The 18,357-nt window shown below is 40.0% G+C and carries 16 protein-coding genes; 9 read left to right on the top strand and 7 right to left on the bottom strand.

Annotation, left to right across the window (positions count from 1 at the left end; all coding sequences use genetic code 11):
• Nucleotides 1–27: 27 nt before the first annotated feature.
• The 3 genes from BGP15_RS05070 (at nucleotide 28) to BGP15_RS05060 (ending at nucleotide 4,340) form a co-directional block, all read left to right on the top strand.
• Complete coding sequence (locus BGP15_RS05070; RefSeq protein ID WP_286768877.1) at nucleotides 28–1,860, top strand: RagB/SusD family nutrient uptake outer membrane protein; 1,833 nt, start codon at nucleotides 28–30, stop codon at nucleotides 1,858–1,860.
• A gap of 22 nt (nucleotides 1,861–1,882) precedes the next feature.
• Nucleotides 1,883–2,776: a discoidin domain-containing protein gene (locus BGP15_RS05065; RefSeq protein ID WP_286768876.1), complete on the top strand. Its 894-nt coding sequence runs from the start codon at nucleotides 1,883–1,885 to the stop codon at nucleotides 2,774–2,776.
• 271 nt (nucleotides 2,777–3,047) lie between these two features.
• Nucleotides 3,048–4,340: a DUF3108 domain-containing protein gene (locus BGP15_RS05060; RefSeq protein ID WP_286768875.1), complete on the top strand. Its 1,293-nt coding sequence runs from the start codon at nucleotides 3,048–3,050 to the stop codon at nucleotides 4,338–4,340.
• Between the two features lie 104 nt (nucleotides 4,341–4,444).
• On the opposite strand, the gene BGP15_RS05055 is transcribed toward BGP15_RS05060, so the two are convergent.
• The 3 genes from BGP15_RS05055 to BGP15_RS05045 form a co-directional block, all read right to left on the bottom strand.
• Nucleotides 4,445–4,876, bottom strand: a complete 432-nt coding sequence (locus tag BGP15_RS05055; RefSeq protein WP_286768874.1) for a hypothetical protein — start codon at nucleotides 4,874–4,876, stop codon at nucleotides 4,445–4,447.
• A gap of 499 nt (nucleotides 4,877–5,375) precedes the next feature.
• Nucleotides 5,376–7,766, bottom strand: coding sequence for a PDZ domain-containing protein (locus BGP15_RS05050; RefSeq protein WP_286768873.1), 2,391 nt, complete (start codon nucleotides 7,764–7,766; stop codon nucleotides 5,376–5,378).
• Between the two features lie 97 nt (nucleotides 7,767–7,863).
• Nucleotides 7,864–8,910, bottom strand: coding sequence for an alpha-L-fucosidase (locus tag BGP15_RS05045; RefSeq protein ID WP_286768872.1), 1,047 nt, complete (start codon nucleotides 8,908–8,910; stop codon nucleotides 7,864–7,866).
• A 319-nt stretch (nucleotides 8,911–9,229) separates the two neighbouring features.
• On the opposite strand from BGP15_RS05045, the gene BGP15_RS05040 reads away from it, so the two are divergent.
• A complete protein-coding gene (locus tag BGP15_RS05040) occupies nucleotides 9,230–9,727 on the top strand; it encodes a DinB family protein (protein ID WP_286768871.1) in 498 nt (165 codons plus the stop codon).
• A 16-nt stretch (nucleotides 9,728–9,743) separates the two neighbouring features.
• The gene (locus tag BGP15_RS05035) at nucleotides 9,744–10,499 is read left to right on the top strand and encodes a DNA alkylation repair protein (RefSeq protein ID WP_286768870.1); all 756 of its coding nucleotides are present in this window, start codon (nucleotides 9,744–9,746) and stop codon (nucleotides 10,497–10,499) included.
• A 127-nt stretch (nucleotides 10,500–10,626) separates the two neighbouring features.
• On the opposite strand, the gene scpC is transcribed toward BGP15_RS05035, so the two are convergent.
• Entirely contained in the window at nucleotides 10,627–12,123 is a 1,497-nt protein-coding gene (gene scpC, locus BGP15_RS05030; protein WP_286766979.1) for a succinyl-CoA:acetate CoA-transferase ScpC, read from the bottom strand.
• Between the two features lie 433 nt (nucleotides 12,124–12,556).
• Here scpC and BGP15_RS05025 point away from each other — a divergent pair, with 433 nt between their 5' ends.
• Together BGP15_RS05025 and BGP15_RS05020 are read left to right on the top strand one after the other, a co-directional pair.
• Nucleotides 12,557–13,390 carry an AraC family transcriptional regulator gene (locus tag BGP15_RS05025; RefSeq protein WP_112373721.1) on the top strand — a complete coding sequence of 278 codons (834 nt, stop codon included), beginning with the start codon at nucleotides 12,557–12,559 and terminating at the stop codon, nucleotides 13,388–13,390.
• A 39-nt stretch (nucleotides 13,391–13,429) separates the two neighbouring features.
• A complete protein-coding gene (locus BGP15_RS05020; protein ID WP_286768869.1) occupies nucleotides 13,430–14,281 on the top strand; it encodes a 3-keto-disaccharide hydrolase in 852 nt (283 codons plus the stop codon).
• Between the two features lie 149 nt (nucleotides 14,282–14,430).
• On the opposite strand, the gene rpsT is transcribed toward BGP15_RS05020, so the two are convergent.
• Entirely contained in the window at nucleotides 14,431–14,685 is a 255-nt protein-coding gene (rpsT, locus tag BGP15_RS05015) for a 30S ribosomal protein S20 (RefSeq protein ID WP_046671646.1), read from the bottom strand.
• A gap of 114 nt (nucleotides 14,686–14,799) precedes the next feature.
• On the opposite strand from rpsT, the gene BGP15_RS05010 reads away from it, so the two are divergent.
• Nucleotides 14,800–15,333 (top strand): RNA methyltransferase, encoded by a 534-nt coding sequence (locus BGP15_RS05010; RefSeq protein WP_046671645.1) that lies wholly within the window; start codon nucleotides 14,800–14,802, stop codon nucleotides 15,331–15,333.
• Nucleotides 15,334–15,423: 90 nt separating this feature from the next.
• Nucleotides 15,424–16,296: a succinate--CoA ligase subunit alpha gene (gene sucD / locus BGP15_RS05005; RefSeq protein ID WP_046671644.1), complete on the top strand. Its 873-nt coding sequence runs from the start codon at nucleotides 15,424–15,426 to the stop codon at nucleotides 16,294–16,296.
• A gap of 77 nt (nucleotides 16,297–16,373) precedes the next feature.
• On the opposite strand, the gene BGP15_RS05000 is transcribed toward sucD, so the two are convergent.
• Together BGP15_RS05000 and BGP15_RS04995 are read right to left on the bottom strand one after the other, a co-directional pair.
• Nucleotides 16,374–16,874, bottom strand: coding sequence for a DinB family protein (locus BGP15_RS05000; protein WP_286768868.1), 501 nt, complete (start codon nucleotides 16,872–16,874; stop codon nucleotides 16,374–16,376).
• A gap of 7 nt (nucleotides 16,875–16,881) precedes the next feature.
• A complete protein-coding gene (locus BGP15_RS04995) occupies nucleotides 16,882–17,769 on the bottom strand; it encodes a DUF4886 domain-containing protein (RefSeq protein WP_286768867.1) in 888 nt (295 codons plus the stop codon).
• Between the last annotated feature and the right edge of the window lie 588 nt (nucleotides 17,770–18,357).

Raw genomic sequence — 18,357 nt, 5'->3', positions numbered from 1 at the left:
CAGTAGAATTTTAAAATGATTTATCAGATGAAAAGAAAATATATAGGCTACCTTGCATTATTTGCATGCGCGACTTTTTTGACCACCACTTCCTGCAGCAAATTCTTGGATATCGTCCCAGATGAGCGTCCTTCCGAAGCAGATGCCTTTCGTGATCCAAATTCAGCCAAAGGTTATTTGTACTCCTGCTATGCGTGGATTCCGAATTCACGGGTAGGGACCTCTTCCATTGATTTGATGACTTCTGACGAGGTAACGACTGCTTTTGAACATGAAACCTTCGCCCGATTTCCCCGTGGGCAATATACGGCCTCAAGTCCTGTCATTTCCTACTGGGATAACCTTTACAAAGGAATAAGACAATGCTATATCTTAATTCGCAATGTAGATAAAGTCCCTGGGATAGATCCACAGGAGGCGGCACAATATAAAGCTGAAGCCAACTTCCTGATCGGCTTTTATCATTTCTTACTGGTCCGGATGTACGGTCCAGTCGTTATTGCAGACCAAGAGTTTGACGTCAATGCCCCTTCTTCAGCGTATCCCAAACGTTCGACTTATGATGCCTGCGTTGATTTTATTATCAAAAAGCTGGATGAGACAGCTGGACAGTTACCTGCTCTTCGTGCTGCGGATGAGTGGGGTCGTGCTTCCTCGGTTATTGCCAAAGCGCTAAAGGCTAGGGTATTGCTTTATGCAGCATCACCGCTCTTTAATGGCGGTGGAGGTGATAAACAGAGCTTCTATGCCAATTTCAAAAATTTGGATGGCACAGCATTGATCAGTACTACCTTCGACAAAGAAAAATGGCGCCGTGCAGCCCTAGCGGCTAAAGAAGCCATTGATGCAGCTGAACAAAGTGGGGCTTCACTGTATAAAAACAGCACCTACAATACCGTACTACCAGCTAATCCTATTGAAAAGGACTTACGCCTTACTTTTATTGACAAAGCCAATACCAAAGAAGTGATTTGGGCGGAAACACGTCGGGAAGGTCTCTACGATTTTCAAAATAAATCTACTCCCTTTCTTAGCGGCGCACAAGGTGAGTCGTATAACGGTGTATCCCCGACCCTCGCTCTGATCGAATCGTTTTATAGTAAAAATGGTTTACCGATTGACAAAGACCCCAATTATGACTACAATGGACGATACGGTATAACAAGTACGCCGAATGGCAATACATTATCGTTAAATCTAAATAGAGAACCACGCTTTAATGCATGGATTGCATATCACAACAGCTACTATGAAGTGGTTAGAGGAAGTGCCAATCAAATCCTAGTTCAGTTTCGGAAAAATGACAATTGCGGCATCCAAGGACGGTCTAATAACTACTCACCAACAGGATATCTCAACAAAAAAGGTATTGCACCTGAATTGAACCAAAGCAGATTGCAGGTCTCCGTCAATTATCCATGGCCTGTGATACGTCTAGCAGAATTGTACCTGAACTACGCGGAGGCGCTGATCGAATACGGTCAGGATCTGAATACGGCCAAACAATATATTGACCGCGTTCGGGTCCGTGCGGGCATCCCAACAATTGATGTCGCATGGGCTCCAATTGGCGGGGCAACGAATCAGGCAACACTACGTTCCATCGTCAGACAAGAACGTACTATTGAACTTTACTTGGAAGGCCATCGCTTCTGGGATTTAAGACGTTGGATGATCGCCGATCAATACCTCAACCAACAGGCGAAAGGAATGAATATACAAGGAGCTACCGATACAGAATTTTTCAAAATAACAACGGTCGTTTTTCCACGTAGTTTTAGTCAGCGTAATTATTTAATGCCTATACCACAGGAAGAGATCAATAAAAACGAGGAATTGGTACAAAATCCCGGTTATTAATTAATTTAATGAATTGCACAAGATGAAATACAATATCGGAATATTCGCTCTACTCTTTTTAGCTATAGCGTGTAAAAAAGACGAAATAAAAATGACCAAGCCACCACAACTGGTTTCGATTGAAGCTGAACCACGTATTGGCGGAACTCTCCTGAAATGGAAACTTCCTTCAGATAACAATTATCTTTATGGACAGATCACATATAAAAAAGTGGGATCAAAAGATCCCGATAAAATCTATAAAATCAATATAAGTTCTTTTGCCGACACCATGCGGATCGACGGATTGATCAACAAATATGAATATGTCTTCAACGTCCAATTGTTCAATCAAGACAAGAAAACAAGCATTGGGGGAGATATCATAAGCAGCAATAGTGTTCGGCCAATTGTCAGGCCTTCGGAAGTGACCTATTTCCCGAACGAGTTAACTAAAATACAGGTGACCGATAATATGGTAGAAACCTACACGCAGGAAAACAGCGAGGGACCCAAAAAGAATTTATTTGACGGCGATAAGAATACATATTGGCATACAGCATGGTCTGCAAATACAGCCCCTCTTCCGCACTGGATCCAATTAAATTTTCCCCAAGAAGAAGAGATTGGCGCCATAAAGTACTTCTTCAGACAAAACAATAGCGACGAAGCCGGACGTCCGAAACAATGGGGAATAGAAATAAGTTCAGACGGCCAGCAGTGGACAAGAGTGTTTACATCAAGGGATAATCTTTCCACATCAAATGTAGCTGAAGAGCAAAGTTTGGCTTTCGATAAAAACTATAAGGCCAAATTTTTCCGGTTAATGATCCTTAAAAACGGCGGGAAAAGTTATACCCATCTGGGTGAAATGAATGTCTACCGGATGCGCTCTTCTATCATCGACAAAGAAAAGGAAGCTGAAGATAATTATTGACCATCATCACAAAGATTTTTTTTCTAATCATCAATGGTGCTCAAAAGAGCACAACGACGGAGGTAGGAATACCTCCGTTTTACTTTTCGCTCTAGTATATCATCAACATTCAAACAAGCTCCAAAATGCTCTGAGGTCAAATTTCCGCTATAGCATCAGCCTATGTGAAGAAGCGATCCCCAGCAAAAAAATAAAAAACTTTTTTATTACCTTAGATAAATAAATCGAACAAGAAAACAACTTGTTTTTTCATTAACTATAGTTTACATATATGAAATTATATGCCTTTGTATTGGGAGTAGGTTTACTTCCAGCCGTAGGATTATGTCAAAAGACCGTCACCCCTGGGAGCAGCGATATCAATACCAACTATATAAAACCAGAAAAATCACTGTATACGGTCTATTATGTTAAAGACAACAATTGGGACAAACAAGGATCACTGACCTACGATATTGTAGCGGCCAACAATCAGCTGACCTTAACCAATACCTATGTTCCGAAAGACAATGCCTGGACTTCGATACGCACGACGACTGCCGACGCAAAAACACTTCGGTCTATCAGCTATTCTAGCGATGGCAAGGAAACAAAAGTAAACCTCAACTTTGGAGAAACAATTACAGGTAATTATTATTCGAAGAAAACGAAAAAGGAAAAAAAGATCAACTTACAGCCAACTAGACCTTTTGTGGATTTTAACTGGACAGATCACCTGATTTCAACTCTCCCTTTAGACCTAGGGTATAAAGCGCGCATCCCGCAATTTTATTATAATAGTGATTCGGACATTTTCGTCGAAGACTATACCATCAAGGAAGTAAAAAGCTACAGTTATAGCTCCCCAAAAACAGGTAAACACGACAGTTGGCTGGTTACACTTTTAGAAGAAAGTACCGGAGCCATCTATAATTATGTCATCGATAAGAAAGATCGCCGATTATGGCAAAGGGAAATGTCCATGGGAAACGGCAAATGGGAAATTACCGTAAACGAAGAACTGGACTATCAACCTATTAAAAATAGATTTAACAAAGAACAGGCTGCCCAACAGATTTCCCAGGGTAACAGTGTTATTATCGGAACGGCTTACGCTCGATCTAGCTCCGGAAAAAAACTTGGCGGACTCGTGAATACCGCCAAAAAGCAATATGCCCCAAAAGGTACAGAAATTACGCTCTTCGCCAACTCCGCCTATTACGAAGAATGGCTGGAAGTCAATAAAAAGATCCGAAAACAGAAAAAGGTGCAGGAAGTTCCATTGGATCCCGATTTTGGCTATGCTATTAAAAAAGCAAAGGTGTATGATGATGAGGGGCATTTCGAATTTGCAGATCTCATGCCAGGTGCATACGTGATTATGGCGAGCTTCGATTTTACCAATTCTTACAACTATTCCTATGTATCAGGCTACACCAATTATTATAACTATTGGGGTTATACAGGCTCCACGACAAATTATGGTACGGCAAGATCATCCTATGTCGACAAAGCCAATGTTGAAAAGCACGTCACCATTGACAAAGACGGTGAAAAGAAAGAGGTAAATTTAAAGGAAATGTAATCAAAAAAATGCCGTTAAACTCCTTTGTTTGACGGCATTTTTTATGCTTTTTAAAACGTATTTCTAAGACGATCAAATCTTCGACCCTTCAGTTACCCATCCATTTACTTTTTTCGAAGTTCAATATACCGGTCTATGCTAATGGGAAAGTGATCGGCAGTCCGCAGTAGAAAACAGGCAGCCGCTCCTACCCAGACCGAATAATCGAACGTCGATTTAATTCCTAACGAGAGGGTCATCACCACCCCAAAGCAGATCAGTAGAATCCCGGCAACGAATGCAGTAAAACGCAGTTTATAGCCGATCAACAATAGGATTGCTAAGACAACCTCTAATAATGTTGCGCCGATAGCAAGTATATTACCGAAAGTTTCAGGCACAAAAAAATTAAGGGTATTTGAATAGGCTACAAAATTGGCCCAATTTCCCCAGGAAACATGTGATGCCCCCGGTACCCCCCACAGCCCCAAACGATCTGCGACAGCAGACAGAAACGCTGTAGATACAGCTAAACGTACAAAAAGTTGACTATACATGGTATGAATTATATAAATAGGGTATAAACGATATAAACCAAATTTAAAAGAACAAAAACAGTCCAAACTTAAACCAGTTTAAGAAATTTGTTTCAACCATCCCATACTCACAAAGACTCCCCTCGCTGTAATACCCGTGTTGTACCTTCACTTCCTCGCTCATCGTTCGGCGATTACCTTTGGTCAAACCCATTGCACAGTTAAATCAATAAGGCTGCCAGCACTCATGTGCTGTACAGCCTTATACATCAATTAATACGAATAAGAATTTAATATCATGTGTCTACCCCAGTAAATGATAACACACTGTTATAATGACGACCAAGATGCTCAATAGTCCCAATGGAAATAAAAATTATAAACAAAAAAATAATATCGTCATAAGATGATCGATCTATCACAACTGCCATGTTTTACTGCTAATTGCTCACAATAGCTATATCGCATGTCAACAAACCAAAGTACAATGCTATATTTCAATAAGTCCATAGAAAATTTACTACAGCTGCAGGGTTAATTCCTGCTGCTGTTGGTTTCTAAAAATGAACACCTTCGGCTGGTCAGCGTGTACATGCTTTTTTATCGCTTGTTGCAGGTCTATTAATTGATCTATTTTCTCGCCCTGATAATTCAATACAACATCGCCGACACGCAAACCGCTTTTGTAAAGATTGCCTTTTTCATCCAACTCGAGCAGCAGCACGCCGTTTATCGCGGGTAGGCCTGCGGCCGACTGCTCCCCCAAAGTCTCCACTGATTTAAATACCCCCGACTTCCAGGACCATCTGCTCCCCTGCTCCTTTGCTTCGGATTGGATCAACTGAGGTATTTCAGGACTAGCGGCAAGAGTTTTAAGTTTTTTACTGGTAACGCCAAAATGCAGCATGTCAAAATTTTTAAAATCCTGATCCTTCCAGTTTTTCAACCGGAAATCACCATGTGCGGGATTCGTAAAGTTCAATTGAATAAACCGACCATGTTTTTCTATGCATTTTGCTCGATCTTTGTCGAGGTCATCCTGCCGTCCGTAAATATTATGGTCTACCTCTTCCCCCCAATACTTGACCTGTATATCCTGATGGGACTCCATCACGATATTATTACGGAATACATCGTGACTATGCTGAAACCATACATGAGGATGAAAACCATTGTTGATCATCACGTTGTTGTACACTTTGCGATAAAACCCTTCTCTTAGTTTTAGTCCTCCACTTAAACAAAGGTTATTGTAAATTTCATAATTGGAAGATCCGTCATCCAAATCAATATCCCAACCGTGATCACAGCGAAATCTATTATCATGAATTTTGGTTGTTTTGACTGCGTCCAGCAATATTAAATTGGGATGTTTCCCCGTCAGTTCATCCATCTCCTTTCGATTGGGATGCCAAAATCGGTCGCGCCCCCATGAGTTGAAGGCACCGTGATCGCTGGTTTCCAGGACTGTATTAAAAACATCATTGTAAGCGATCTCATGACCGCCCCAAGTCCCATCACCTACATTAATACCTGCTCGAGGAACATTGTAAATGGTATTATGCAAAATTCGTAGCGATTCAGCCATGGAGACCTGTACACCTGCCACTTGTTTTTCGATCAAGCCAATGTCATGGATCAGATTGTCACTTGCCTCACAGTCCATGGGGTAATTATTGGTTTTTGGCCCTTTGATGGTATCCATTTGGTCAAATGGGACAAATTTTTCATATCGAAATTCCGGTGAGCGTACTGCCGCTGAATCTCCTACAAAATTGATCGCTCCGGCACCGATCTGTTCAATCCGGTTGCCTTCGATTTTGACCCCGCGATTGTAATTATTAACAAATATTGCATTGCCGCCCAAAGCGATAAAATCATTCGCGCGGAAGATACAGTTTTCCGCACCTTCAATCTTTACTGCTCCCTGTCGATAGATCGTCCAATCACTACGTAAGAGTGGTTCGCTTGTTTTCATAAAGGTAGGAGCAGTATACATGAAGCGAAGGCCACTAACCTCAATATCATGCACTGGCCTGAAAGATGAACCTGAAAGATAGATTAGATTTTCCAATTGTGGCGCTACAAACTTCAGCTGGTTGGGATTAATTCCTTTAGCAGGCATATAATATAAGCGTGCCTTCTCCACATCCAAATACCACTCCTGAAAGGTATCGAGTTCTTCAAAGATATTTTCTACAAAGCGATAGGTCTCGTGCATTTTGCTGGGACGATTATTTTGCTGTCCACCTTCAAGTGTAACAGTTGATAATCCGTCTTTTCCTGTAATCTGATAATGGAACCCTCCCCAGCGACCAGCATGCAAAGCATGTACAATTCCCCCCTTAGGGTTCTTCCAGGTTGCTACACGTTCGGGACTTAATGCATCTGCAGCATAACCTTGAAATGGCAAGACTGTAGGATCGTAGTTTGGATAACGTGCCCGGACAAGATGCTTATCATTTGCATATAGACTTTGGAAGTTTACTCCTCTTGGGACCTTAGCCTCCCAAATACCATGATCGCCTTGTTTCCATTTGAGGTTAAGCGATTTGGCACCACTCAGCGTAACTTGTGCTCCTTCCTCAGCTTTGATCCGCAAGGGTTGTCTTCTTGTGCCCGATACCCCGGCAGACAATTCAATCGGTTTATCCAGCTGGTAGGTGCCCGCCATAAAGATGATTTCGATGTCTGGTGTATTTTTTCCTTGTTTCTGTTTTTCTACCGATCGCAGTGCGGCTTCAGCTGTGGCATAGGGACTGCCCATGGTTCCTTGGTTTCTATCACTTCCTTTTGTACTGATGTAAATACGTTTTACCGAGCCAGACTGTTGCCCATGCACGCTAAGTGAAGCGACACCGGTAAGGCCAATAAATAATAATTTTGGAAATAACATACAAGATATCTTCATAATTTTAATCGTTCATATAATATTAGCTGGATTATATCAACTATAAACCAGCTATATAGTAAGGTCTATAAGTCAATAAACAGCAAATTCGCTCAGATTAGTTCTTTTTTCGCTCTGCTGCTGCTTTCAACAAAATTTCTTTACTGGCAGCCGGCACATTTCCGTTAGCATCAGGTCCAATATTGAGCAGCAAATTCCCGCCTTTTTCATTTATCTCGCGCAGCTTAGTATTTACTTCTGTAGGAGAATTCCAATTATTATCTGATTTTTTATATCCCCAAGAATTATTCAAGGTATAACAGGCTTCCCAATCGTAATCCAGTAACGTTCCAGGATGTTCTTGTTCAGGCGTTCCAAAATCACGCTTAAATTGATCCCGCTTTGCTACGCGGTTATTAATGATTAGAGTGGGTTTTAATTTGCGTAGATATTGATAAAGATCTTCTCCCGCGGCCATATCCCACCAATTCACCCAGTCCCCATCAAACCACAGGATGTCAGTATCATACTTAACAACCAATTCTTTCAATTGATTTTTCATGTATTGAATATAAGCGGCTTTCTGTTCCGGCTTAATGAGAATCTGGCCCCAGTCGCCTTTACCATTGGGATCAACATATTGCGAATCGTGATGCCAGTCGATAATACTGTAGTAGGTACCAAATCTAATCCCAGCTTTCTTACAAGCTATGGACAACTCCCGCACGAGATCTCTTCCTTTCATTGGCGTCGAAGCGATATCATAATCTGTATAGGGGGAATCCCACAGACAAAACCCCTCATGATGTTTGGTCGTCAGGACGATATATTTCATTCCAGCATCCTTAGCCAATTGAACAATACGATCCGCATTGAAGTCCTTAGGATTCCAGGTGTTGATCAGTTCCGAATATGCTGCCTTCGGAATATTCATTTCCGATTGTATCCATTCGGCATATCCCTTGGTTGAATCCCCATTATACATCCCTCCAAGTTGACTATAAAGCCCAAAATGAATAAACATTCCGTACTTTGCTTCCCTAAACCAATGCATCCGTTCATCAAAATCCTTTTTGGATTCCTGCAAATAATTAACTTGGGCGTTTCCCATGTTCATAAACAACATGGCTAGTAGAGAAAGAATACAATGCGTTGCTTTTATCATATTTATTTTAATTGGTTAATCCAACAAGCTCAAGCAGCTGTCAAATCTTCTGTTGGTGCCACACACACATTCTGCAAAATGCTAAACCATTCTGCTATTGCAAAATAAATATAAAAAATATGAAGAATACTTTTTATTTATTTCAAATAAGTTACGCTTAATGGACAGGCCTGTACCAGTCACAATTTTATAAGAAATAAATACTTTCAAAGCGGCTTATCAAACAAGCTATCTACTATAAAATTTAATGTAAATTCATTCCAAAAAGGATTTATATTTAGTAAATATTTCATTTAACACCATACTATAGATTAAAATTATGAGTTTAAAAACCTTAATCACAAAAAGTGCTGAATATAACAACTGGGTCGTCAATAAATACATCAATTGGTTGGCTGATAAATCAGATGACCAACTTAACCAAGAGGTACCTTCAAGTTTCCCGACCATTTTGAAGACCTTAAATCACATCTTGCAGACACAGGAATATTGGTGGAGCCACATTGCGGAAAGCAATGATTTTGATTTTGAGAAAAAGCGAGCCACAAAAGAAGAAATATTTGAAGCACTACAAAGAAGTTCAGCTCAACTCGTGGATTACATACACAGGCTAACCGAGTTGGATCTTGAAAAAAATATCAAAGTGGAATCACCATGGTTTCAATGCGACTTCACGAAGTATGAATACATACAACAGCTGATCCTCCACGGAACATATCACAGGGGACAGATCGTTACAATGGGCCGAGCTATTGGAATAACGGATGCTCCAATGACAGACTTTAATTATTGGAATATTTATAAAGATCAACAATAGGGATTTGAGCACTGCCATGGACAAAATTACCAGTAAAGTACAGATCCGAGAAATTGTCGCAGCGGCGAAACAGCAAGGACAGCAATCCGGTATAGAATCCTTTATGTTAAGCTTACAAGCGTGTTTACTGAAAAAGAAAGTTCGTTTTCCCCTTCTGGAGTTTGCGGCCAGGGAAATTATGCTATTCGTACCTGAAACCGAGCAGTTACACTTGACAGATCGTCTCATTGCAACAACAGAAATGGGAAGTTATGTTTTAACGGGAATAATTCTCCAGCAACGTCTCCCCGAACACTTCGAACAATCCATCCATAAAGCCTGTACCTATATAACCATAGGTAATCAATGGTACGTCTGTGATATCATCGGCGAACGCGTACTTGGTCATGCACTGTTGACTTTGCCTAAAAAAGCAATACCTCTATTAGAAGAATTAGCTCATCATTCTGACAAATGGATTGTCCGAACAATTGGTGTAGCTACACATTATGCCGTAAAAAAAGGCCTATCAGCCACATACGTAAACATTTTATTGAAGCTACTGATTTCATTGTCAAACACAACAGATTTTCATGTAAAAAAGGGAATTGGCTGGGGAGCCAAAACAATAGCAAAATTCCATCCCGATCTTGTTGCTTGCTACAGTAAAGCAATTGAATCGCCAGAAACCAAACAATGGTTTCGGACAAAAATTACGATTGGTCTCAATCGCCACAACTTGAGGACTAAACAGAATCGGCAGGAGGATACGACGATTCATCTTAATCAATGAAATGAATGCGTGATTTTCTTTGCGATAATTATACATCAAGAAAGAACTATACAGCAGGAAAGGCGAAGTCTACAATTAAACCTCGCCTTTCTATAAACCTTTAGTCCATATGTAACCACGCCCTCGGTTATTGGTCTTTTTTCATTGTTCCTTTTTCACGAAGGTTGATATGCCAGCTAAAAGCCTCCTCTAACAAATGTGGTGTATGCCCCCCTCTCTCACAAGCGCGGTTATAATAATCTAATAGCTGCTCTTTGTAATCGGGATGTACACAGTTCGCTATAATTACTTTCGCTCGCTCGCGAGGCGCTAAACCACGTAAATCTGCCAAGCCATAATCTGTTACCAAAATATCGACATCATGTTCGGTATGATCCACATGGGAAACCATAGGAACAATATGAGAAATTGCATCTCCTTTAGAGGCCGCCTGTGTGACAAAGATGCTCAAATAAGCATTGCGTGCAAAGTCACCCGACCCGCCGATACCGTTCATGATATTTGTTCCTGAAGTATGGGTAGAATTTACGTTTCCATAAATATCAAACTCTATGGCTGTATTAATTGCTATAATCCCCAAACGTTTGATCAGTCCAGGTGTATTGGAAATATTCTGTGGGCGCAATACAATTTTATCACGGTATCGATCCAAATGATCGAACACTCTTGAATAACACTCTTCGGAAACAGTAATTGAAGAAGCAGAAGCAAAATCCAGTTTTCCGGCATCGATAAGGTCAAAGGTGCTATCTTGCAACACTTCAGAAAACATCGTTAGATTACGGAACTTACTATGTATAAATCCCGTCAGAACAGCGTTAGCTACTTTTCCAATACCCGCTTGAAGTGGCATCAAGCTTTCTGACAAATGGCCTAGCGCTACCTCATTTTCGAAAAACTGCAAAATATGCTTCGCTATCGCTGTTGTTTTGGTATCCGGTTCAGCAATATCGGCAGGGCTATCAAGCTCATTCGTAAACACAATTCCCACCACCTTGCTCGCGTCCAAAGGAATAGTTTTACGTCCAATTTTATTTTCTGGAGCTACGATTGGAATAACATTACGCCGAGGGTAATCTTCGGCTTGGTAAATATCATGTATTCCTTTAATAGTCACCGGTATCGCAGTATTGACTTCCAAAATAACCTGCTTAGCCAATGCAGCAAAAGTTGCCGAATTTCCCACAGAAGTCGTTGGAACAATACTTCCATCCGATTCTATTGCTGCTACTTCCAAAACAGCAATATCCACCTGAGGCAAATTCTTATTGTGCAGCAATTCGGCCGTTTCGCTTAGATGCTGATCAATAAACAACACATCTCCAGCATTAATTTTATGACGTAAAATACGATCCACCTGAAAGGGCATCCGCTTGGATAATGCTCCCGCTTCCGCCAATTTACCGTCCGTTCCGTGTCCCAACGAAGCCCCAGTAATCAAGGTTATTTTCAATGGATCCACTTTTGCACGTTCAGCCAAGGCAGGTAACACCACCTTACTGTCTCCAGCCTTGGTAAAACCACTCGACCCAACGACCATTCCGTTTTGAAATAGTTTAGCAGCTTCTTCTGCTGTAATCACTTTATCATGTAAGCTTTGAACTTTTATTCTTTCGTAAGCCATATTTTTATAGTTTGATTTTATTCCATTATTGTAAACTTAAGAAATTGAAATCTATATATTTCCCTTCGTTGAAAAGTTCTTTGCTATAATTTGCAACCTCTTAACCAAACAATTTTAGCACTTTTTTCAACTGCATATTTATTATCATTTGACACAAAATTATCCAAAGGTGACTAAAAATACGCAACGCACTACAAATCAAAAATATACAACAAATCATAATAAAAAAATAGTTTATATCACACGCATGTATAATATATATCACACTGAAAACAAACAACTTACAACAATAAAAATAAAACCAAAGTAAGTAAAGACTAACTCGCTAGTCGATTAATTGCCATTTTAACATAAGCATACACTCACTTTCAAGAAGTAAAGGTGGGGTCTAGTAAAAAAGTCTTACCTTTGTGACATCGTATTATAGGTTAAAATGAATACACAAGATATAAGTACAGATGCCAAATATGTCAACCGTTATTATATGACGGAAGTAGACTCATTTGAAGATAGCATTTACTGTCACCACGCTATTATAGCAGAGAACCATATTTCCGAACATTGCCATGATAAGGATCAATTTCTATATACAGAAGGCGGTGTCGTATTTGTTAAAACAGAGGAAAAATCGTATTTCCTACCTGCCCGTCATTATTTGTGGATTCCTGCTGGCATAAAACATAGTATTCATCCAAGTACCCCTGAGGTCGTTATGCGTAATTTATATTTTCCCAAAGCCGCTAATGACGCCCCCTTCTACAGTAAAATGGGGATTTATCCAGTAAATGATCTTTTGATAGAGCTGATTATGTTTACCAACCGCTGGAATGGCAATATCTTTCCGGTCGAAGAACCTAAATATAGTATCGCTACAGCATTCAAGCTTATCCTGCCGGAACTATCGCTGCATGAGCTTCCATTAGCCTTACCCTATCCTAGTCATCAGAAATTAAAGGATATTGTCACTTACCTCGAAGAAAATATAGAGGAAAATGTCAGCTTTAAAAAACTTGCCGGATTATTTAACATTAGTGAACGCACATTGGCTAGACTATTTCAAAAGGAATTAAATATGTCTTTTATCCAATACTACACGATCCTCAGAATGCTGACCGCACTTAAGCTCCTTTTAGACGAAAAACTAAGCGTAAATGAAGTTGCGCTCAAAGTTGGATACAATAGCCTTCCCACATTTAGTAACACATTCAATAAGGTCGTCGGCATCCGTCCAAGCGAATATGTGAAACAAAAAGAATTGCTTATTTAAAAATGTTTGCCTAATTTAGGTCAATAAACCTAATTCAGGATGAAATTCAAACATATCATTTACAGTGCTGGAATCCTATTGCTTAGCACTTCTTTATTTGCCAAATCTCAAGATAAGAAACCCAAACCCATTCAGTTATTTAATGGGAAAGATTTGAAGAACTGGACTCCAAAAATCAGAAACCACAAAGTTGGCGAAAATTATAAAAATACATTTCGTGTAGAAGACGGTTTACTCAAGGTAAGATATGATGGTTATGATAATTTCAATTTTCAGTATGGCCATCTGTTCTACAATAAAGAGTTCTCAGCGTATTTGTTGCGCGTCACTTACAGATTTGTCGGTGAACAGGTAAATGGTGGAGAAGGTTGGGCTTGGCGTAATAGCGGAGCCATGCTACATGGACAGGATCCTAATACCATGGGTGTGGATCAAGACTTTCCAATATCTATCGAAGGGCAACTGCTGGGTGGAAATGGCAAGGACGAACGGGCCACAAGTAATCTTTGTACACCAGGCACAAACGTTGTGATCGATAATAAACTATTCACACCACATTGCATCAGCTCAACATCAAAAACCTATGCTGGAGATCAATGGGTAACTGCTGATTTCTTGGTGTTGGGAGACTCTCTTGTGCAACATATCCTTGAAAACAAGGTCGTATTACAGTATACTAAACCCCAAATTGGTGGCGGCAATGTAAGTGGTTTCGATCCCAAAGTGAAGAAAGATGGACAGCTTTTAAACAAGGGTACTATTTCACTTCAGAGTGAGAGCCATCCCATTGATTTCAAAAAAGTGGAACTTTACGATTTAGAACCTTACATGAAAGATCCCAACAAATTGAAAAAGGTCATCGCAGAGCTACTTCCAAATTTACAGCAATAAATACACTGCAAATTTCAGTTTTAAAATAAAAAAGCATCGGTATTCGATGCTTTTTTATTTACTATTCGCTTGGAAAGAGAAATCCAAAGTATATAACATAAAGAAAAGGGATACAGCGAGCTGTACCCCTCTATATCTATACGAAAAGCTTACGCTAAACCGTTAACAAATTTTGTTAACTTCGATTTGTTGTTAGAAGCTTTTTTCTTGTGGATCACATTTTTCTTTGCCAAACGATCAAGCATAGAAATTACGCGTGGTAACAATGTTTTTGCTTCTTCTGCAGAAGTAGTGTGACGTAATTTTTTGATTGCGTTACGTGTAGTTTTTGCTTGGTAACGGTTTCTTAAACGTTTAGTAGCGTTTGCTCTAATTCTTTTGATCGCTGATTTATGATTTGCCATTTTTTTTAGCTAATTTTTATTCAATTTTTTTCTTGTAATTCGGACTGCAAAAATAACACCTTATTTTCAATATTCAAAATCTATTTTATTTTTTAGGTTTAGTATATTTGCGACATGCAAAAATTATCGATGGATGAACTTCAACGTACAGATGTTGAATCGTTTAAAAAACAAGAGAAAACTCCTATCACAATCGTTATGGACAATGTACGGAGCATGCATAATGTGGGCTCGGCCTTCCGTACTGCAGACGGATTTGCTATTGAAAAAATATACCTGTGTGGCATTACCGGCACACCTCCCCATCGCGAAATCGAAAAGACCGCCCTCGGGGCAACCCAATCGGTCGCTTGGGAATACCACAGAGATACCTCAGCTGTTGTAGATCAGCTTAGGACTGAAGGCTATGTCATTATTGCCATCGAGCAAGCAGATGATAGCGTTATGCTACATCAGTTTGAACCAGAAAATGACAAAAAGTATGCGCTGATTTTTGGAAATGAGGTTAATGGAGTCGATGAGGATGTCATGGAAAAAATCGATACCTGCATCGAAATCCCTCAATACGGGACTAAACATTCCTTAAATGTATCTGTCGCAATTGGCATTATTCTTTGGGATTTTATCCAAAAACGCAATTTCAATTAAAAATTTATCAATAAAGGTCACATTCCTATTCACATTGCTTCCATTTTAGAAAGCAAAATAGTAGATTTGTGTGCAAAATTTAAAGAAGAAATGAGTGTATTAGTTAATAAAGATTCAAAAGTAATCGTTCAAGGTTTCACTGGAAACGAAGGTACTTACCATGCTACTCAAATGATTGAGTACGGAACAAATGTAGTTGGTGGTGTTACTCCTGGTAAAGGTGGTCAACAACACTTAGACCGTCCTGTATTCAATACTGTGCAAGATGCAGTAGACGCTACAGGAGCTAATGTTTCTATTATTTTTGTACCTCCAGCATTTGCTGCAGATGCGATCATGGAAGCTGCCGCGGCTGGTATCGAAGTGATTGTTTGTATTACAGAAGGTATCCCAACAAAAGATATGATCCAAGTAAAATCTTACTTGAGCGACAAAAACTCTCGTTTGATCGGTCCTAACTGCCCAGGTATCATCACTGCAGGTGAAGCTAAAATCGGTATCATGCCAGGATTTATCTTCAAAAAAGGTAATGTGGGTGTTGTTTCTAAATCAGGAACTTTAACTTACGAAGCCGTAGATCAAACTGTAAAAGCAGGATTAGGTATCACAACAGCAATCGGAATTGGTGGTGACCCTATCATTGGTACGACAACGAAAGAAGCTGTTGAATTATTAATGAACGACCCTGAAACTGAAGCGATCATCATGATTGGTGAAATCGGCGGTGGAATGGAAGCTGAAGCTGCTCGTTGGATCAAAGAACATGGTACCAAACCTGTTGTTGGATTTATCGCAGGTCAAACAGCGCCTCCAGGACGTCGTATGGGACACGCTGGTGCAATTGTAGGTGGTGCAGATGACACTGCTGCAGCAAAAATGAAAATCATGCGTGAGTGTGGTATTCGTGTTGTTGAGTCTCCGGCTGAAATTGGAAAAGCAATCGCAGAAGAATTGGCTAAATAATTAGACCATCGAACATATAAAAAAAGGGAATCAAATTTGATTCCCTTTTTTTATACCTATATAATTACATTACAACATTAACTAGGCATTGCTTCGTCTGCCGATGGTCCATATAAGCCCGGGACAGCAATATCCAATAATCGCAAATAAACCGTCAACTGACCACGATGATGAACAATATGATTATTGACAATAAAACGTATTGCTCCGGCTCGTGGTAAACGTGCAATGAGATAATCGCCCGATTGTAACACCCAATCTTTAAACCAGTCTTCTTCCTTTATGTCTTCAATTGCGGCCTTATTATTTTCCAGGCCTATTGTTAACATCTCTTTTAATTCTTCTACAGAAGATACTTTAATGGGCTGATAATCTACTTTAAAATCAAATACATTTTTTGGTATTGCTTGATGTACCCAATTATGTAGTCCAACAATGTGAGCAGCTAGTTCTCCCAAACTCATCGATTTTTCGTGTGGACGCCAATCCAATTTATCGTCTGGTATGCGTTCTAAAATACGTTTGGTATTTTTTGTTTCGTGATCCAATTCGATCAAATAGCTCTTTTTGATACTCATATAAATATTAATTCATGAATTGAAAATCTTTTAATACGGTAACAGTATAGGGTGATTCCACAGCCTTATGTGCTGCTGCTCGCGCAATTTCGCCCTCTACATAGGTTACCTTGAGCGGTAAAAATGTATTGTTGAGTACATTTTCATGAAATAACGCCTCGTACCAGGTACAGGCAGCAACGAAACGTCCGTAGTTCAGATTTAAGTGATAGCCATCACGTGTAAAATGATCACCTACAAAACTCGAACGCGCATTTTGAACAGCTGTACCCGAAGGAATCAAAAGATCGAAATTACCCCAGTTAAACACCTCCTGCGAAGTGTTGGCAATAGCCCTATACATGCTATCTTGGCTACGGTTATAGCGAACAAAACCTTCATGCGATGAACCGTTCTGATACGCCCAGGTTTGATGTAATATATACTTGGTTTCAGGAAATAAAATATGTTTTGTTACATAATCATATAAGAGCGGTAGATCCTTCGCATACGAATCATAATCTCCTGATAGCGGACTTGCTTGCTGAAAGCTAATATAATCCCAAGCCTCATCTACAAGCGCTTCAGATAAGCGCTCATTTGCTTTCTCCAACATCTGCCCGTCAAGATTGATTTTACGGTAGCGATAAGCCGGCTTATCCTCTTTTGCGTTGCTAACATGTAAACTTAAAGGAGCCCCCCCAATATAGAGATTGCCGATTACTATCTTTTTTTTTCCGGCTTTCGCCAATTCATATAAATTCTGTTCAATAGCATCTTCCGAGAAACTATTACCGATGGCCAATATTCGTAGCACACCATCATCTAAAGATTTATTTTGTGCATTTAATCGATTATTTTTCAAAAAAAACACGATTAAAAAGACGAAAACCAATACCTGTTTTACTTTTATCATAATATAATGCAATAACAACTAAATTAGATAATATCTCGTAGAAATGCGAATGATATCCCCAGAAAGAGAGATTTTATCCCATTTGCAAGCTATCAGGATAACAGTTCGGACAAGGTAGGCTAATGGTCATTACAAGTAGCTTTTGTGCGACCGTTGTCCACTTGGCTTACAATACCCCGTGACTATGACGCTACAGCATACCAAATGTGGCCAATAATACTTCTAGCAATATAAAAAAAACTCAGATACGAAAGTTTTGGAACAGACGCTACACAGTACCGCTAGACCACAGTGACGACTGCATACCCCTGCTGGCTACGTCGATTTACCATACGATAGACCACGGTGACGGTTGCATGCCCCTGACTCCGAGGATGCTCCATACCATTACAGCACAGTTGTAAACTGAACTACAGTCATCCATGGTCATGCTACTGCACCATCCGCTGTTTTAACAGTAAAGGCTAGAGGGCAGGGCTGGTCGGGGAAGTACAGACAGGTAGCTAAACGAAAGAAGCCCTTGACTGTTTCCAGCAAGGGCTTCCGTGTAAAAAAAGGCACCGACCTACTCTCCCACCTGTTACGGCA

Source organism: Sphingobacterium sp. 40-24 (assembly GCF_001899705.1).
Classification (GTDB): Bacteria; Bacteroidota; Bacteroidia; order Sphingobacteriales; family Sphingobacteriaceae; genus Sphingobacterium; species Sphingobacterium multivorum.
Note: the sequence above shows the minus strand (reverse complement) of the source record. Positions and strands in the feature narration are given on the sequence as shown.

What these genes read in the sequence shown, in the direction of transcription:
- BGP15_RS05025 (WP_112373721.1), top strand. Translation starts at nt 12,557, where the DNA reads ATGAATACACAAGATATAAGTACAGATGCCAAATATGTCAACCGTTAT.
- BGP15_RS05070 (WP_286768877.1), top strand. Translation starts at nt 28, where the DNA reads ATGAAAAGAAAATATATAGGCTACCTTGCATTATTTGCATGCGCGACT.
- BGP15_RS05060 (WP_286768875.1), top strand. Translation starts at nt 3,048, where the DNA reads ATGAAATTATATGCCTTTGTATTGGGAGTAGGTTTACTTCCAGCCGTA.
- rpsT (WP_046671646.1), bottom strand. Translation starts at nt 14,685, where the DNA reads ATGGCAAATCATAAATCAGCGATCAAAAGAATTAGAGCAAACGCTACT.
- BGP15_RS05055 (WP_286768874.1), bottom strand. Translation starts at nt 4,876, where the DNA reads ATGTATAGTCAACTTTTTGTACGTTTAGCTGTATCTACAGCGTTTCTG.
- BGP15_RS05000 (WP_286768868.1), bottom strand. Translation starts at nt 16,874, where the DNA reads ATGAGTATCAAAAAGAGCTATTTGATCGAATTGGATCACGAAACAAAA.
- BGP15_RS05035 (WP_286768870.1), top strand. Translation starts at nt 9,744, where the DNA reads ATGGACAAAATTACCAGTAAAGTACAGATCCGAGAAATTGTCGCAGCG.
- BGP15_RS05065 (WP_286768876.1), top strand. Translation starts at nt 1,883, where the DNA reads ATGAAATACAATATCGGAATATTCGCTCTACTCTTTTTAGCTATAGCG.
- BGP15_RS05045 (WP_286768872.1), bottom strand. Translation starts at nt 8,910, where the DNA reads ATGATAAAAGCAACGCATTGTATTCTTTCTCTACTAGCCATGTTGTTT.
- BGP15_RS05040 (WP_286768871.1), top strand. Translation starts at nt 9,230, where the DNA reads ATGAGTTTAAAAACCTTAATCACAAAAAGTGCTGAATATAACAACTGG.
- sucD (WP_046671644.1), top strand. Translation starts at nt 15,424, where the DNA reads ATGAGTGTATTAGTTAATAAAGATTCAAAAGTAATCGTTCAAGGTTTC.
- BGP15_RS04995 (WP_286768867.1), bottom strand. Translation starts at nt 17,769, where the DNA reads ATGATAAAAGTAAAACAGGTATTGGTTTTCGTCTTTTTAATCGTGTTT.
- scpC (WP_286766979.1), bottom strand. Translation starts at nt 12,123, where the DNA reads ATGGCTTACGAAAGAATAAAAGTTCAAAGCTTACATGATAAAGTGATT.
- BGP15_RS05020 (WP_286768869.1), top strand. Translation starts at nt 13,430, where the DNA reads ATGAAATTCAAACATATCATTTACAGTGCTGGAATCCTATTGCTTAGC.
- BGP15_RS05050 (WP_286768873.1), bottom strand. Translation starts at nt 7,766, where the DNA reads ATGAAGATATCTTGTATGTTATTTCCAAAATTATTATTTATTGGCCTT.
- BGP15_RS05010 (WP_046671645.1), top strand. Translation starts at nt 14,800, where the DNA reads ATGCAAAAATTATCGATGGATGAACTTCAACGTACAGATGTTGAATCG.